Raw genomic sequence first — 15,772 nt, forward strand, 5'->3', positions numbered from 1 at the left:
TAGCCGGCCCGGCCTTCCCCCATCCAGGCGTCGGAGGGAGGGGATGTCCGGCTCGAAACGTCAGGTGATCGTCACCGACATCGGTGAGTATATCAATCAGCGCGAGTGCGAGCGAAGCTTCAAGCTGCGCATCAACAAGGCGGAGATCGCCCGTCGGTTCCCCTTCTACGGAACGGTGCGCAGCCCACTGAACCCCATTCTAGCTACCCGTGGACGGAAGCGGGAGAGCGAACTGCGGGACGCCCTCGCCGGGTCGATGCGCTTCCTCAACCCCGGAGGCGACCAGGAAGAGGTCCGCATGGCGTGGACCACGCTCCTGCAATGCCTAGCTGACCTTCCGGCGGGCACTGACTGCTTCGCCCGGGAGGTGGAGATCGAGGGTCCGGTCGGGGAGTTTTCCCTTTTCGGCCGCATGGACTTCCTCATCCTCCGGTGGGAGGGAGGCGTCCCCCACCTGCGCATCGTGGAGTGCAAGGCCAGCCGGAGGGACAAGACCTACCACCGCATCCAGCTATCCGCGTACCGCACCATGGTGCGGGAGATCTTGGAACGTGATGGCCTGGTTCTGGGGGGACAGCGGCACGATGACGTCGTTCTAGAGTCGGTGGTGGCCCGCATCGACGAGGAGACCAACGAGGTGCAGGACGCGCTGACCATGCCGTCCCTGGACCTGGACCAGGAGATGGGAGATCTCCGCAGCCTATTGGCCGCCGACGGCCCGCTGGCCCGCATCGACGCCACCGCTCTCGACGCGCTGAGCTACTGCCTCGAGGCCAAGTGCGATGCCTGCGTCCACGCCCCCATCTGTCTGCCGGAGAGCGCGAGGCAGCGGCGGCTGGAGCTGATCGGCCTGGATCCTGCCTCGGTTCGCTCGATGCGCGACGCCGGCATACACGACCTCGATGCCCTGGCCGATCTTGACCCTCGGAGCCGGGAAGCGAGGCGGCTGCGCAGCACCGTCGGCTTTTCCTCCGACCTCGACGACCTCATCGGCCGGGCCAAGGCTCGGCGTTCCACCCTCGTGGATCGCCGGGAGGGTGACTGGGAAGTCATCGCCAAGCGGCACTCGGGACCGGGGCTGCTGCCCTCGCACGACCATAACGGCCTGCGGCTGGTGAGGGTGTTCCTGGACGTGGAGTACGACTACATCGAGGATCGGCTGGTCGGCCTCGCCGCCCATGTCACCGACAGCGACATGGCCCTGCTGACCCCGAGGACCGAGGGCCACGTCCCCGTCCCCGCGCTCAAGGAGACGTCGGAGGACGGCGTCGAAAGGTCGCTGCGGGCGGAGGAGGTCGTGCGGATGATCACCTCGCCGTGGTCGGACGACGTGGGTGCGGATGACTCGGCGGAGGGAGCCTTGCTGCAGACCTTCTTCCAAGACCTCGTCGCCGCTATCGTGAAGGTCGGGGGGGCCGGGGATCGTCCGCTTCACTTCTACACCTGGTCGATGGGGGATATGGACCATCTCATCGATGCATGCTCCCGCGCCGGAGGAGGGGCTCTGCATGACCTCACCGAGTTGCTGGGCTGCCGGGCGGAGTGCAGGGCCGACCTGGAGCAGACGATCGTCACCCCCCTACGGGACGAGATCGAGCAGAAGGTCATGCTCGGCTACACTGGCCTCAGCCCGGTGATCGCCTCCTCTCTCAGCTGGTTCGGTCGGCCCCGGTTCCACTGGACCCGGCAGGTGGGCGGAGAGATCGTTGACCTCTCGGCGTCGTTCCGCCGCGACATCTTCGACTTCCGGACCAAGCTCCACACCTCGCCCGAGGGTGGTTGGAGCAGGCGGGGGGAGCCGGGAGCGGTGGGCAGCTACTTCGAGGTCCGCGCCCACTTCAGCTCCGACGTCAGCTCGCCGTACTGGTACGCGATGTGGGGCATCCTGCCCGAGGCCAGGGGACGGGACAACATGCTCCCCCGGGCTCTCGAGGACTACCGGCGGGGAGGCACCGCCACGCTCATCTCCTCATTCCTCCTGGCCAAGTGCCAGGCGCTCCGGTGGCTGGAGGAGCGTTTGTTCACTACCGCGGGCATCGTCAAGCCCCCGGTGCCGCTGGGCCGTCTGAGGGAGATCGGTTCCCGCTTCGCCTCCCGCTACGATATCGTCGACGCCAGCCTGGACTTCCTCCGCCTGGATCACCACGCGAGCAAGACCGAGTGGCTGATCGACGCCATGCGCTCCCCCGCGTCACGCGTCGCCGACGGCTCCTGCCTGCCGTTGAGGGACCTTGGCCTCTTCCACGGCGAGGACGGACCGCATGTCGGCGGGCTCATCGACCTGGAGAGGTACTCGATCGACAAGGAGGTATACTCGGCCTCGAGCACCATCGACGAGGGCGGGTACGTGCGCATCGTGCCCTACTCCGGCGACATCGAGCGGGCGCCGAACATCGGGGACTTGCTGCGCCGGGGGGTGACGGCCAAGGTCGACGTCCTGGTCCCCGACGCCGATGTTTTCGAGGCCAGCATCTACGTGTACTCGCCCCGGGGAGCCTCTACCGAGCATTATATACTGCCATCCCACCGGGAATCTATGGATGGCGCAAGGTTCGCCCTGGCCGGGGAGAGCCTGAGCGACTTCGTCCACTCGCGGGTCGACAAGTGGCTGAGCGAGCACTCCGCCTCGAGGACCGCCCGGTGGTTCGACCCCCAGGCTCCGTCGGTGCCGGTGCGCGCTCCCCCGTCCCCCGAGGCAGCAGAGCGCTGGCGGGCGGTCCTCCAGCGCCTGCTGCTGAACGACCGGCACCTGGACGATGTGCAGGTCCAGGCCTGCCTGGACGGGCTCGCCTGCACCGTCCAGCTTCTCCTCGGTCCCCCGGGGACGGGGAAGACCAACACCACGGCGGCGGCGGTGATGCTCCGCCTGGCCTCCCGCCCTCGGAGGAAGCTTTTCTTCCTATCTGCCAGCACTCATACCGCGGTCGACGAGCTCACCGGGAGGATCAGGGACGTTCTGCCCGTCTTCCGCCGGGCGGCGGACGAGGTCGGCATAAATTACAACACTCCCACAGTCCTCCGCCTCACCTCGGATAGGTTGGCGGAGGGCGAAGTGGTGTGCACTGAGGATGCCGCCCGCATGCAGGGGGCGATGAGGGCCGGTGACCTGGTGCTGTGCGGCACCATAAATGAGGTCCTGAAGAGCGCCCGGACGCTCAATGTCGGCACCGGGGCCTTCGCCGACGGCCTCATAATCGACGAGGCCAGCATGATGGTCTTCGCCGACTTCCTGGCGCTGACAACGCTGGTCGCCGAGGACGGGGAGATGATGCTGGCAGGGGACCACATGCAGCTGGCCCCCATCACCGCCCACGACTGGGAGGACGAGACCAGGGAGCAGGTGCTCCGCCTCACGCCTCATCAGAGTGCCTACAGGACCGTCAACGATCTTGCCTCTCGGACCCCTCCCGGAGCCATAGGGCGCTCCGCTCTCAGCATCACCTACCGCCTCACCCCTGAGCTCACTCACCTGATCTCCGGAGTGTATAGCGGAGAAGGGGTCGACCTGAGGTCGTGGAAGGGCCAGGACCCCAAAGCCGGCAACATCGCCTCGCTTGGAGATCTTTGGAAGAATAGAGGCGTCTTCCTCGTCGTCCACGACGAGGCGGGCTCCAAGAAGAGCAACGATTTCGAAAGCCAGCTGATCCGCGACATCATGGCCTCGAGAGGGGTCGAGGAGCACGAGGTGCGTCCCAGGACAGTGTCGGTCATCACCCCGCACCGGGCGCAGCGCGGCTTGCTCAAGAACACCTTGAACCCCGCGTTCGGGTATCATATTAAGCTCATCGACACCGTGGAGCGCCTGCAGGGCGGGGAGTGCGAGACCATAATAGTGTCCGGGACCCAGAGCGACACGGGAACTATAAGCAACAACGCCGAGTTCATACTCGATCTGAACCGCACCAACGTCATCTTCTCGCGAGCCCAGGAGCGGCTCATCGTGGTGTGCTCCCGCAACCTGCTGGACAGCATGCCCGCGGACATCGACGACTACGCGTCGGCTTGGTTGTGGAAGCACCTCCGCGCGGTGTGCGACACCACCGTGCTCGAGGTCCCTGGTTACGAGCATCGGGTGGATGTCCGGGTCCCCGGGAGGTTCTGGGGCACGGTAAAAGGTAAATCGGGAACGATTCGATGATAACACCAACGACGGAGATGGACAAATGAAGATAGCGATCATCGGGAAGGGCCATGTGGGCAGGGCGATTGGAGCGGGAGTGACGAGAATCGGGCATGAGGTCCGGTACGGTCATCGCGAGCCGGGGGAGCGGCCCAAGTATGCGGCGGAATGGGGCGAACTGATCGTCCTGGCGGTGCCGTACCATCAGATCAGCAACCTGGTAGAGGACATCGGCTCCCTTATGGAGGACAAGATTGTCATCGACGCCACCAACCGCATCGGTCCCAACGGCGAGCCGGTGCCGTGCGGCGACACCTCGGGGGCCGAGGAACTGCAGAAGGCGCTGCCCCTGGCCAAGGTGGTCAAGGCCTTCAACACCGTGTTCGCCCAGAACCAGGCCACCGGCCATATCGGGGAAAAACAGCTGGCCGGCTTCGTGGCTGGCGATGACCCCGAGGCCAAGGCCGCCGTCATGTCTCTCCTTAAGGACCTGGGATACGATCCGGTGGACAGTGGCTCGCTCAGGGCGTCCCAGCACCTGGAGGCCATGGGGCTTCACCTGGTCGGCCTGGGCTACGGACAGAGAATGGGAACGGCCATCGGCTACCAGTTGGCCAAGGGATGAACCCACGCCCGTGGACTGGTCCACGTGAGGTTGGGAGCATCGTTTATAAGCGTCCCCGCCGTAATAATGTCACATGTGCGAGTCGACGGTGCTGCTCAAGGAGGATAGCGGTCTGCGTTCGGTCATGGTCGATGCGGTCAAGGTCGCCATAGATGATCGCGGCTGCGTGTGCATCGACCCGCTGGGACGATCCCTGCCGCTCGATGGAACCCATGTCGTGGAGATCGACCTGCGGAGGCACCGGATCATCCTGGAGCGGGCTTGAATGTCCCTGAAGATCGCCGTTTCCGGTAAGGGAGGGGTGGGAAAGACTACCGTGGCCGTGGTGCTGGCATCCCAGCTGGCCAGGGAGGGTCGCGATGTCATAGCCGTCGATGCCGACCCCGCATCCTCGATGCCAGCGGCGTTAGGCATCCCGGAAGGGGAGCGGAAGACCATCGTTCCCTTATCCCAGATGCTCGAACTCATCGAGGAGAGAACGGGAATGAGGCCAGGGGCGGGAACGGGCGGGCTGTACTCGCTGAACCCCCAGGTCGATGACCTCGCCGATAGATATGCAGTGCGCTGCGCCGACGGGATCAGGCTCCTAGTCTTGGGTACCATTAAGGCGCCCGGAGCCGGCTGCTTCTGTCCGGAGAGTGCGCTGCTCAAAGCCCTGCTGCGCCATCTGGTGCTCGATGACCAGCACGTGTTGGTGCTGGACATGGAGGCAGGATTGGAACACCTGGGCAGATCGACCCTGCAAGCGGTGGACCTTCTCCTGGTAGTGGTCGAGCCCGGTCGACGGTCGGTGGACACCGCTTCGCGCGTAGCGGCCATGGCTAGGGAGCTGGGGGTCCGACAGATCTACGCGGTGCTCAACAAGGTCTCCGCTCCTCAGCAGGAGGTGGAGCTTCGTCGCCTTCTACGAGAGGCATCGCTGGAATGCCTCGCCGCCATCCCGTTCGACGAGCGGCTGGTGCAGGCTGACCTCTCCGGGCGATCAGTTATGGAGAGCGGGGCCCGGGGAGTTCTGGACGCAGTCGCCGTGATCAAGGACGAGATGCTTCGCCGGTAGGACTGGACCGGGGCGAAGGCCTGTTATACGGGGCGTTGTCAATCGTTTGGCATGAGCGACCAGTACCCCGAGATCCTGTCCATCGAATGTCTGCGCGTACCCACCAAGCAGCTGAAGCCTGAGGAAGTGGACAAGAAGGCCGAAGATAGGGCGCTGGATCCATCGACCCAGGAGGTTCTCAAGAAGACCATGCGGGAGGGCACCGAGACGGTATGGGATCGACTGGAGCGCCAGACCCCACACTGCAAGTTCTGCTCCGAGGGGATATCGTGCCAGAGGTGTGCGATGGGACCCTGCCGGATCATGGGCGGAGACCGCGTCCGGGGGGTCTGCGGCAATGACGCCAACCTCATCGTGGCCAGAAACCTTCTGGACTGGGTGGCCATGGGATCGGCGGCCCATTCCGACCACGGCCGCGACGTCGTGGAGGCGATGCTCAAGACCTCCCGTGACCAGGCCCCCCATTATGCAGTGGCCGACGAGGCCAAGCTCCGGAGGATAGCTCAGGAGTATGGCATCGACACATCCGCCCCGGTGAAGAAGATCGCCGAGTCGCTGGCGCTGGCGATGATGGACGAGTTCGGCATGCGCAAGGGCGAGCTGCAGATGGCCAACCGTGTCCCGGCGGGTGACCTCGAGCGGTGGAGAGCCACTGACATAATGCCCCGTGGGATCGACCGCGAGGTGGTCGAGGCGATGCACCGCATCCACATGGGAGTCGGCAACGATCCCTATGGCCTGGTCATGCATGGATTCCGGGCGTCCCTGGCCGACGGCTGGGGAGGCTCCATGATGGGGACCGAGATATCGGACGTCATGTTCGGCACCCCCGAGCCGAAGCGATCCAGGGTGAACCTGGGGGTCCTCAAGCATGACCAGGTAAACATCGCGCTGCACGGCCACAATCCGGTGCTGTCGGAGATGATGGTCAAGGCCGCCGCGCTGCCTGAGCTGGTGGAACGGGCACGGGGGGTGGGGGCGGCGGGCATCAACCTGGTGGGGCTGTGCTGCACCGGCAATGAATTGCTCATGCGCAAGGGCGTGCCCCAGGCGGGAAACCATCTGGACCAGGAGCTTACGATCACCACAGGGGCGCTGGAGGCAATGGTCGTGGACTACCAATGTATCTTCCCAACCCTTCCCAACACCGCCGCCTGTTACCACACCAAAGTCTTCACCACCTCGCCGAAGGCCCACATCACCGGGGCCACCTTCATGGAGATCAGGCCGGAGAACGCTTTCGAGCAGTCCCGCCGCATGTTGGAGGAGGCCATCGACAACTTCCCCAACCGCATGAAGGAGAAGGTATTCATCCCCGATCGGCCGATGGAAGCCATGGTCGGTTTCTCGGTGGAGGCGATCAAGAACGCCCTCGGCGGCAGCTTAGGGCCGCTGCTGGACGTGATCAAGGCGGGCAAGGTCCGGGGATGCGTAGGGATCGTCGGATGCAACAACCCTCACATTCGCCACGACTACGCCCACGTCACCCTGGCCAGGGAGCTGATCAAGCGGGACATCCTGTGCGTGGAGACTGGTTGCGCGGCCATCGCCAGCGCCAAGGCCGGACTGTTGCTGCCCGAGTCGATCCAGTACGCGGGGGACGGGCTGAAGGAGGTATGTGGCTCGCTGGGCATCCCCCCCGTCCTGCACATGGGTTCCTGCGTCGACAACACCCGGGTACTGAACCTGGTGGCGGAGCTGGCCCGGGAAGCAGGGGTAACCATCGACCGGCTCCCGGTAGCCGGGGCAGCCCCAGAATGGTATTCCCCCAAGGCCGTTTCCATCGCCGAGTACTTCGTCGGAAGCGGTGTCAGCGTGGTACTTGGCATCATGCCCCGCATCGGAGGAAGCAGGGTCGTCACCAGGCTGCTGACCGACACAATCGAGGATAGCATCAAGGCCAAGTTCTGGGTCGAACCAGAACCAAAGAAGGCGGCTGCTCTGATCTATGATCACATCGAGATCAAGCGGAAGGGGCTGGGATTGTAAGGCTCGGGGCTCTGCCCCTTATCTTATCTGAGCTTTGGCGATCTTGGTAAATGAGATCTCAGGCCTGCGGCCCGATCATCCACGGGAAGATCGACCGGAGGCCTGGGGAGGGTTCATCCCTTCTTGTCCTTTTCCTCGGTCGATGGGATGCGTCTCGCTGCGCTTGATTTCTTATAGTTGCTGTACGCAACGCAACCAGTGCACTTCGATCCAGAGAATTGGAACTGGCAAAAATAGCAGTGCTTGTCGCCCACGATGCTCCATCCGTATTTGAAAAAGGAAAAGCCAATGGGGTGTTATCAAAGTTGATGTTCCTATTATCAAATGCAACGTTTTACGATTACGAACACTTTCCGGGAGGTCTGTAAAAAAGTTTTCCACGTCCCCAGAATATTATACTGGATGATGACATATTTCGAGCGGGACGGGGCTCAGGGGCGCTGATGCTCGAGGGTCATCGATGCGATGTAGGCGTACCCCCGGGGCGTGCTCTCCCCTCCGTCCGGTTGGACCGAGAAGGATGCCGTCATTCCTTCGTGATCGGCGGCAAGCCACATGTGGGCGAGGGCGATGCCGACGTTGATGCGGTTCATGCCGTCGGTGACGGCTGAGCGGGCGGCATAAGCATGTATCGTCCCATCCCCGCCAGTGAAGTACCATGACTGGTTGTTCATGCCCGAAGGAGCGATACGCGCTGCCTCCAGGACCTCGAAGTGGTCGGTTATGTCCGTTATCTCGGAGAGGGAGCGGCGCTTGAAGCCGGAGCGGTCCCGGCGGGTCACCTCCCGGGGAGGTCCGAAAGCGAGCATGATCACGAAGTCCAAGCCCGAGAGCTGCCTCATGCCCCGGACCGGTCGGGGGCCTCCCTGCCAGCAGCTGCCAAGGCCGATGGCCGACAGGAACAGGTCCGCCTGCTGGAGGAGGAAACCTGCATTGGCTTCGAAGCCCGGTTTCTTCTCGGAAAATACTGCCAGGTAATGGGGGGCGTCGACCTTGAAGATCCCCTTGACCTCCTCGGGCCCCATGAGTCTGAGCTCGGTCCGGATATCCGGGAACAGCGGCCTCATGGTGGCCGTGAAGGCCACGACCCGGTCCATGGTGGCCACGTCCAGCTTCTCCCGGTCGAACTTCCTCACCGACTTGCGAACGAACATCGCCTCGTACAGTTCCTCGCTCATGGCCCTCACCCCTTACTATCAGAGGTACAATATCAAAAGAACGCATGATCGTAGGCGGCAGCGAGGACCCGGCCGCTATCGGGCTGAAGCCATGCGGCGTATCCTGTGGCCGTGATATCGATCCGCAGACCGGCAACCTCGCCCTAGGGCCGGGATGCGCCGCGATCGTCCCAGCCAGGGGAGAGTAGCGAATAGTGGAGCCAGGTCGAAACAAATTAGTAATGATGTGTCATGGATAAGACCAGTGTCGGCACCTGCTGGCGCGGTCACGGCCCCGTAGCCTGCCCTCCCTGGCCAGATGGCGACGGGGATGGTGTGGCGGCAGGGATGGGGACGTAGATGGAAGAGACAAGGCTGCTTCTCGATATAACCTTCCTGACCGCCATCGCCGGCATATGCTCCATTCTGCTGGTCAAGCTCAAATTCCCCTCCATCATCGGATACCTGGTGGCGGGCATAGTCCTCGGCCCCACCATGCTGCCGGACCTATGGGTGGACAACATCACCGTCTTCATCCTCTCCAACATGGGCATCGTTCTCCTGATGTTCTATATCGGGATGGAGCTGAACCTGAAGGAGCTGCGGCGCATCGGCTCGTACACCATTGCCGTGGTGACGATCAATATGACCGCCATGGTCATGTTCGGCTTTCTCGTGGGGACCATGCTCCTGGGGCTGGACACGGTGACCTCGATCTTCCTCGGGGCCATAATATCCGGCACCTCCACCGCCGTGGTGGTGGGGGTGCTGCAGAGCCAGGGCAGGCTGGGGACCAAGGAGTCCAAGCTCGCCATCGGTATCACGGTCCTGGAGGACATCGGCCAGGTCATCATCCTGACCCTGGCGGCGCCCCTGCTGGTGGGGGAGTCCCCGACCCTCGGCTCCACCCTGAGCATGGTCCTCGTCATCCTGGTGTTCATCGCCCTGAGCATCGTGCTGGGCATTACCATAATCCCTAGGCTGCTGAACTGGATCGCCCGAAACTATTCCGGGGAAACGCTCCTCCTCGTCGCCATGGCCCTGTGCTTCGCCATGGCCCTGGCTTCCAGCACGATCGGACTATCCATTGCCATCGGAGCGTTCCTCATGGGGGTGATTGTTTCCCAGTCCGCCTACGTCTCCGTCCTCAAGTCAAAGATCGAGCCGATGAAGGAGCTGTTCATGGCCGTGTTCTTCATCTCCATCGGGATGCAGATCGACCCCACCCTGGTCCTCTCCGGCCTACCTCTCGCTCTGATCATCGCTTCCACTTTCACCCTGGCCAAGATATCGAGCGTCACCCTCGCCTCGTACATCAACGGGATGGGAATGCGCTCCAGCTTCAGGGTCGGAGTCAGCCTGGTAGCCATGGGTGAGTTCGCGTTCATCATCGCCAAGACCGCCTTGGACGCAGGGTTGATTGATCAGGGCTTCTACTCCTCGGTGTTCGGGGCGGCCCTCATCACCATGGTCCTTCTGCCGGTCCTGTCCCGCCACTCCGACCGCCTCTACGACCGCCTCGTCCGTTGTGTACCTCAGAAGGCGATGTATTCGTTATTGAGGTTCAACAAGTTCAAGGATGAAGCGGGGAAGCGCTTCGAAGCCTCGGCGGAGATAAGGAAGAAGGCCAAGTCCGAGCTCCTCCTGCTGTCCCTGGACCTGGTGGTCATCATCAGCGTCATGCTGCTGGTCAACCTCCTGTCGACCATGAGCGAGGAGCTGAAGGATGCGGCTCAGGGATTCCACATCCTGCCGATTCTCCTCCTCTTCCTGGTCGGCCTGATCATCATCACCCCGGCGGTGTTCAACACCATGATGAGCGTCCGGCGGATGGCCGCCATGATGACCCGAGGGGCGCCGGGGGAGGCCAAGGGCAGCCCGACCGCCACCTACCGCCTGGTGCGGAACCTGGGGGATATGGCCCTGGCGATGGTGCTGATCCTGTTGTTCGCCCCCTTCGTGACCGAGTTCGGGGTCGGGATGTACCCCGCTCTGATTTTCCTCCTCATGACCTGGATGGTCATCCTCTATCTGGTCTGGAACCGCTACAAGAGAGTGTATGAACGGGTGCGCTCCACGATCAACTTGAACATCGTGAACCCCGAGGACGAGGATGAGATCAAGGATGCACGATGACCACTGCCTTTTCGGTCATGGTTTGAAGTAGCCAATGTCCATTTCCTAGGCATGATGGAGGCCTCTCTGATCATCGAGCTTCCCGACACCTGGATGTCCGACATATGCGGACGCCATAAAACCACCATCCATATCCAGCGATGCCTACCGTACGGGTCGACGGGCGGACGCAGCCTCATCGAGATCGACGAGGGCGAGGACCCCGGGATGATCGTGGGCGAGATCCAGAAGCATCCGGCCGTGGAACGAGTGGAGATCACCCGCACTGACGGGGGCAAAGTCGCGGCGACAGTGGTGAACCGGACATGCCGAGCCGGCCAGATTCTGGCCGCGTCCGACTGCTTCATGGTGGGGGCGCAAAGCCTCGACGGGGGGCGGGTGAGGTGGAAGCTGATCACGGGAAGAGAGGGCTCCCTGCAGGCGCTGGTCGATGAACTCCGGAGGGCGGGAAGCAGGGTCGATATCGAGCGGGTGAGAGCGATCAAGGACAAGTCCATATTGACGAGGAGGCAGGAGGAGGTCCTCTCCCTAGCGCTGAGAGAGGGCTATTACGACATGCCAAAGCGCGTCCACCTTTCCCAGCTGGCGAAGAGGCTCGGCATCTCCCCGTCCTCGCTGGGCGAGCTGCTCAAGAGAGCGGAGCGGACGGTCATCGAGGAACATCTGCGAGAGCTCTGACCGGACATATCCGGAACAATTCCCAAGCCTGGGAATGGGATGACCATCTGCGGGCATGGGCCAGGTTCCCTGGCTGAGAGATGCCCGGAGGCTGACCATGACCATCATAGCCATACCGACGCAGGGCAGCAAAGGGATGGACGACCGAGTGTACGAGCATTTTGGGAAGGCCCCTACCTTCACACTATTGAACCTGGAGACCGGAGGATTGACCATCATCGACAATACCAGCGATCATATGGGCGGTGCGGTGAGCCCGCCCGAGCTGATCAGGTCGACGGGGGCGGACACCGTGGCCGTCGGTCACCTGGGAGCGAAGGCCGCGGACCGCTGTGCTGAGCTGGGGATCACCGTGCTGTGCGGGGCCCGGGGAAGGGTGAGGGACGTCATGGAGCAGGTCAGGGAGGGTCGGTTATCGTCCTCCGACCCAGGCCTGATATGTCAGCGCCATTGACCATTGGTCCCGGCGCTCCCCGTCACAGCCGGGACTTGGCTTCGGCGTACGACCGGTCCACGCAATCCAGATTGATATGCTCGGCCTCCAGGTCCCTAAGCTGGAAGCCGAAGGTGCGGACGAACTCGTCGATACGGGCGTCGAACCCCTCCTGGTCCCCCAGTCCGGTCTGGATCTTGAGCGCCAGCTTGTACCCGGCCATTTCGAACAACCACTTGATGGTGGCGAGGTCGTCCCCATCGATGCCCCGGGTGATCTCCATCTTTTTCATTAGCGTCCGCCAGTTCTCGGCCCAGCCCGGGGTTAGATAGAATACGCCTGGGTATCTTTTAAGAAGCCGCAGGTACCCGTCCGTTCCGCCGAGGACCGCGGCGATGCAGTCATCGACTGGTCTCTGCTGTTGGTCGGAGATGATGGTTATCGGTCGGCCCACCGTCCGGGACATGGAGCCCACGTCACTGAAAGCATTGCCGCACAGGCCGTAGAAGAGGAGGATGGAACGGCAAACCAGGGCCATAGCGGCGGCGGTAGCCGAGACCTCCTCTCGCAACCGTTCGGGATGCTCGTGCAGGGCCATCGACTTCATGTACACCAGGAGAGCGAACCCTTCCGGGGACAGGTGCTCGATCTCATCCTCGCCGATGAGTGTGACCGGTGGTCGGCGGTCCAGGGCTAATAGCTTCCTCACTAGGTTCTTGGAATCCTCGTTGTCGACCACGAACAATCTAGAGATACTGCGATCACCGCGCACCGCGTAGACAAGCTCGTCCTCCAGGATGGGGCAGCCGATGATTCCGAGCACCTGGTCAGCGGGCATCGCCGTCCTCCGCATCCGGACCCGGCCCGAGACGGTGGACGATCTCCTCGGTCCACTGGAGGGCGACGACCCCACGCTCGGTGATGCGGTACAGATGCCTGCGGCGGTCTGCCTCCACGTACCCGGCCTCGATGAGTGCCCGGAGGTGGAACTGTAAGTGGCCTGTGCGCAGCTCCACCGCCCGGCCAAGCTCGCTCAGGCTTCGCTCCCCCCGGCGCAGGGTGGTGAGGACTTTGATCCGCCAGGCGTTGGCAAGAGGGTCGAGGATCCTCTCGGCGCGGTCGGCGGGGACGGGCTCTCGGGGAGCGGCGGCCCTTACCGCTGAAGGTCCCGGCCCGAGCCTGGTGATGAGTCCATCGTACACCTGCAGCACCGCCCTCACCCTCCGCACGGTCTCCTTGGCCCCCCGTGAGCAATCGTCGTCCTGGCAGGCAGAGCACTCGCCGGAGATGAGGCCCTCCACCTCGTCCAGGAGCTCCTTGGCGCCCTTGACGTCGTCCCTCATGAACCTGTCCGCGGCCGCGTCTACCGCTCCCTCCAGCTTGGCTAGGCATACCGACTTCAGCTCGCACTGGGAGGATGCGGTGAGCGTGGGAGCCTCGCTCTGGAAGGTACGGCGCCCCTCCTCCCCCACGGCCACTCTGATCTGTTCCAGGAACGCGCTCTTTATATCAGCATAGCGCAGACGTACCATATGGTCGCCCAAGGTGCCCATCTCGCTCCTCAGGGACCTTATCTCCTCTATCATGTCTTGACTGGTCATGGTTGAATAGAAAAGTATTGTTTGGCAATATTAAAGTATTTTGTATGCCCTCCTATGACTCGGTGAGAAAATGGTTGCATTACCTGACGACGTTTTCGCCCTGTTGAACGAGCAGAAGGCAGCGAAGGTATTGGGAACGAGGAGCGCCAACAACGATGTGCATATAATCAACGTCGGTGGCTCTGGGGCCATCGACCCGGAGACCATCTTCATCGGTGAGATCTTCATGCACAAGACCAGCGAGAACCTGAAGCTGGCCCAGAAGGAGAAGACCAAGGTCTCCGTACTGGTGTCCCAGGGCTTCAAGTCCTACGAGGTCAAGGCCTCGGTGAAGGACTACATGACCTCTGGCCCGGTGTTCGACAAGATGGCCGGGGTGTTCAAGTCTATGAAGTTCGATCTGAAGGGCCTGTGGCTGCTGAAGGTGGAAGAGGTTTGGAACGAGAGCCCGACCTACGATGCGGGCAAGAGGATGGTCTGAAGGTCGCATATCCCTCCAGTAAACCACTTCCCTCTTTTTTCAACATGCTTCCGCCTCAGATGAGGACGGCGATCCCCACCACGCCATAGCTGACGAGTTCGATGGACGGGTTCCCATCCTTGGCCAGGAGGTCCGCGGCGGCGGAATGGGCCTCATCCGGAACGATGACCAGCGCCTTCCCCCCGGCCAGTGTGACCTCGGTGAACTGGTCCAGGGCCTCCGGGCGGTCGAGGCTCCCCTCGCTCTCCACGAACTCCACGTATATGACGCGGTCCCACAGATCGGAGACGATTATCTCTCCCCTCTCTCCCCTCCGTTCGAGGAAGATGTTGTAGTCGGTCTTCGTGCCTGGGATCTCGTGCTCCAGCATCCTGAGCCGAGCCTCCACGATCCTTTCGATGGTGGTTCCGGGCATGCCAGCGCCTCGGAACCCACCGTATAAAACGGTTGCGCCCGTTGGGACGTCAGAACGGCATAGGGACGGCGGTCTTGGTGGAAGGCTTCAGCTTGGCGCGGACGCCCGCCACCCACGCCTTCTTGACAGCCGGCAGCTTCTTGCCCTGGAGAAGCTGGGCAGTGTACTCGATGAATGATGTGACCATGTCCTCGTTGACCTTCTCCACTCCCTCCACCTCGTCGATGATGGAGTCGTTGACCATCTGCATGAGGTATGCCTTGACCGCGAAGTTGACGTTCTTCGAGGACCGCTTGACGATCTCCATCAGCGTCCGGTCCTCGGTGGCCTGATAGATGATGTTGAGATGAAGCTCGGGGCCGAAAGGCATCAGCCCGTCCTTGATGCCATCGAACATCTCTTCGATATGGGATTCCAGGTCCCCGGTGTGAATCGTCCGGAAACGCTCTTCCATCTTCCTCTGGCCGATGCGGAAGGCGGCGATCAGGAGCTCCTCCTTGGTCGGATAGAGGGCTCTGACCTCGGCGACCGGCACGCCTGACGCCTTGGCGATATCCGTCAGGGTGACATTGGAAAAGCCCTTGCTGGCGAAGAGCTCCATGGCCGGCTTGATGATCTTCGAGGGGTCCGCTTTCTTCTTGGTCCCAGGCATGTGACCGCCTATGACGAGGCCTCGATTTAAATGTGGTTGTCGCCGCCCTGCTGCCCCTCGCGGAGGCCATCAGGTATCAGCCGAAAGCCGTATTCCACATGGACGTCGGGTAGGCGATCATGCGCTCTGAACCCCCGTGCCGATCGGTCGTGAAGGATGGCTATGTCCACGTCGCCGGGAAAGTGGAGGAGGAAGGCCCGCCCGATGATTCCGATGGCCAGAGTGATGTGTGCGTCATGCATACACCAGACAGTTGAAGATGACCTGGGCGTGGATGAACACGAACGCGGGGAGGGCGAACGGCCATTGCGGCCCGGACGGGTCGTCGAGCACCACGAGGTCGGCGACGACGCCGGTACCGGCACCTTGAATATGCATCCGCGCTGAAGGATGCCCGAGAGGTATGAGGAACGGCGGTTTATCGACGG

18 protein-coding genes are annotated in these 15,772 nt (G+C 62.6%); 10 read left to right on the plus strand and 8 right to left on the minus strand.

Translation table 11 applies throughout. The annotated features are described in order from the left end of the window. The first annotated feature begins 43 nt into the window (after positions 1-43). The 5 genes from SA339_02685 (at position 44) to cooS (ending at position 7,791) form a co-directional block, all read left to right on the plus strand. Complete coding sequence (locus SA339_02685; protein MDW5562106.1) at positions 44-4,138, plus strand: AAA domain-containing protein; 4,095 nt, start codon at positions 44-46, stop codon at positions 4,136-4,138. A gap of 25 nt (positions 4,139-4,163) precedes the next feature. Then, positions 4,164-4,745, plus strand: a complete 582-nt coding sequence (locus SA339_02690; GenBank protein ID MDW5562107.1) for an NADPH-dependent F420 reductase — start codon at positions 4,164-4,166, stop codon at positions 4,743-4,745. Between the two features lie 73 nt (positions 4,746-4,818). Further along, positions 4,819-5,010, plus strand: a complete 192-nt coding sequence (locus tag SA339_02695) for a CooT family nickel-binding protein (protein MDW5562108.1) — start codon at positions 4,819-4,821, stop codon at positions 5,008-5,010. Continuing rightward, positions 5,011-5,802 (plus strand): P-loop NTPase, encoded by a 792-nt coding sequence (locus tag SA339_02700; GenBank protein ID MDW5562109.1) that lies wholly within the window; start codon positions 5,011-5,013, stop codon positions 5,800-5,802. Positions 5,803-5,853: 51 nt separating this feature from the next. Beyond that, entirely contained in the window at positions 5,854-7,791 is a 1,938-nt protein-coding gene (cooS, locus tag SA339_02705; GenBank protein MDW5562110.1) for an anaerobic carbon-monoxide dehydrogenase catalytic subunit, read from the plus strand. A gap of 113 nt (positions 7,792-7,904) precedes the next feature. On the opposite strand, the gene SA339_02710 is transcribed toward cooS, so the two are convergent. Both SA339_02710 and SA339_02715 read right to left on the minus strand, forming a co-directional pair. Next, positions 7,905-8,045, minus strand: coding sequence for a hypothetical protein (locus SA339_02710; protein ID MDW5562111.1), 141 nt, complete (start codon positions 8,043-8,045; stop codon positions 7,905-7,907). Positions 8,046-8,222: 177 nt separating this feature from the next. Then, positions 8,223-8,969, minus strand: coding sequence for a nitroreductase family protein (locus SA339_02715; protein MDW5562112.1), 747 nt, complete (start codon positions 8,967-8,969; stop codon positions 8,223-8,225). A 44-nt stretch (positions 8,970-9,013) separates the two neighbouring features. Between SA339_02715 and SA339_02720 the strand changes: the two genes are divergently transcribed. The 4 genes from SA339_02720 to SA339_02735 all read left to right on the plus strand — a co-directional run bounded on the left by SA339_02720 (position 9,014) and on the right by SA339_02735 (position 12,216). Next, entirely contained in the window at positions 9,014-9,157 is a 144-nt protein-coding gene (locus SA339_02720; protein ID MDW5562113.1) for a hypothetical protein, read from the plus strand. 151 nt (positions 9,158-9,308) lie between these two features. Further along, on the plus strand, positions 9,309-11,084 hold the full coding sequence (locus SA339_02725; GenBank protein MDW5562114.1) for a cation:proton antiporter: 1,776 nt from the start codon (positions 9,309-9,311) through the stop codon (positions 11,082-11,084). Between the two features lie 51 nt (positions 11,085-11,135). Further along, positions 11,136-11,762 carry a helix-turn-helix domain-containing protein gene (locus SA339_02730; protein ID MDW5562115.1) on the plus strand — a complete coding sequence of 209 codons (627 nt, stop codon included), beginning with the start codon at positions 11,136-11,138 and terminating at the stop codon, positions 11,760-11,762. A gap of 97 nt (positions 11,763-11,859) precedes the next feature. Further along, the gene (locus SA339_02735) at positions 11,860-12,216 is read left to right on the plus strand and encodes a NifB/NifX family molybdenum-iron cluster-binding protein (GenBank protein ID MDW5562116.1); all 357 of its coding nucleotides are present in this window, start codon (positions 11,860-11,862) and stop codon (positions 12,214-12,216) included. A gap of 22 nt (positions 12,217-12,238) precedes the next feature. On the opposite strand, the gene SA339_02740 is transcribed toward SA339_02735, so the two are convergent. Together SA339_02740 and SA339_02745 are read right to left on the minus strand one after the other, a co-directional pair. Further along, positions 12,239-13,033: a DUF1638 domain-containing protein gene (locus SA339_02740; GenBank protein MDW5562117.1), complete on the minus strand. Its 795-nt coding sequence runs from the start codon at positions 13,031-13,033 to the stop codon at positions 12,239-12,241. Beyond that, positions 13,023-13,796: a winged helix-turn-helix domain-containing protein gene (locus SA339_02745; protein ID MDW5562118.1), complete on the minus strand. Its 774-nt coding sequence runs from the start codon at positions 13,794-13,796 to the stop codon at positions 13,023-13,025. Before SA339_02745 ends, SA339_02740 begins: the two co-directional genes overlap by 11 nt. 70 nt (positions 13,797-13,866) lie before the next feature. On the opposite strand from SA339_02745, the gene SA339_02750 reads away from it, so the two are divergent. Next, positions 13,867-14,277 carry a pyridoxamine 5'-phosphate oxidase family protein gene (locus tag SA339_02750; protein ID MDW5562119.1) on the plus strand — a complete coding sequence of 137 codons (411 nt, stop codon included), beginning with the start codon at positions 13,867-13,869 and terminating at the stop codon, positions 14,275-14,277. Between the two features lie 55 nt (positions 14,278-14,332). On the opposite strand, the gene SA339_02755 is transcribed toward SA339_02750, so the two are convergent. The 4 genes from SA339_02755 to SA339_02770 are packed head-to-tail and all read right to left on the minus strand — an operon-like array spanning position 14,333 to position 15,722. Beyond that, positions 14,333-14,692 carry a hypothetical protein gene (locus tag SA339_02755; protein ID MDW5562120.1) on the minus strand — a complete coding sequence of 120 codons (360 nt, stop codon included), beginning with the start codon at positions 14,690-14,692 and terminating at the stop codon, positions 14,333-14,335. Positions 14,693-14,741: 49 nt separating this feature from the next. Next, positions 14,742-15,344: a TetR/AcrR family transcriptional regulator gene (locus tag SA339_02760; GenBank protein ID MDW5562121.1), complete on the minus strand. Its 603-nt coding sequence runs from the start codon at positions 15,342-15,344 to the stop codon at positions 14,742-14,744. Between the two features lie 26 nt (positions 15,345-15,370). Next, on the minus strand, positions 15,371-15,586 hold the full coding sequence (locus tag SA339_02765) for a hypothetical protein (GenBank protein MDW5562122.1): 216 nt from the start codon (positions 15,584-15,586) through the stop codon (positions 15,371-15,373). Beyond that, complete coding sequence (locus tag SA339_02770) at positions 15,579-15,722, minus strand: hypothetical protein (GenBank protein MDW5562123.1); 144 nt, start codon at positions 15,720-15,722, stop codon at positions 15,579-15,581. Before SA339_02770 ends, SA339_02765 begins: the two co-directional genes overlap by 8 nt. Positions 15,723-15,772: the final 50 nt, after the last annotated feature.

The sequence above is a fragment of the Methanomassiliicoccus sp. genome, from assembly GCA_033485155.1.
Lineage (GTDB): Archaea > Thermoplasmatota > Thermoplasmata > Methanomassiliicoccales > Methanomassiliicoccaceae > UBA6.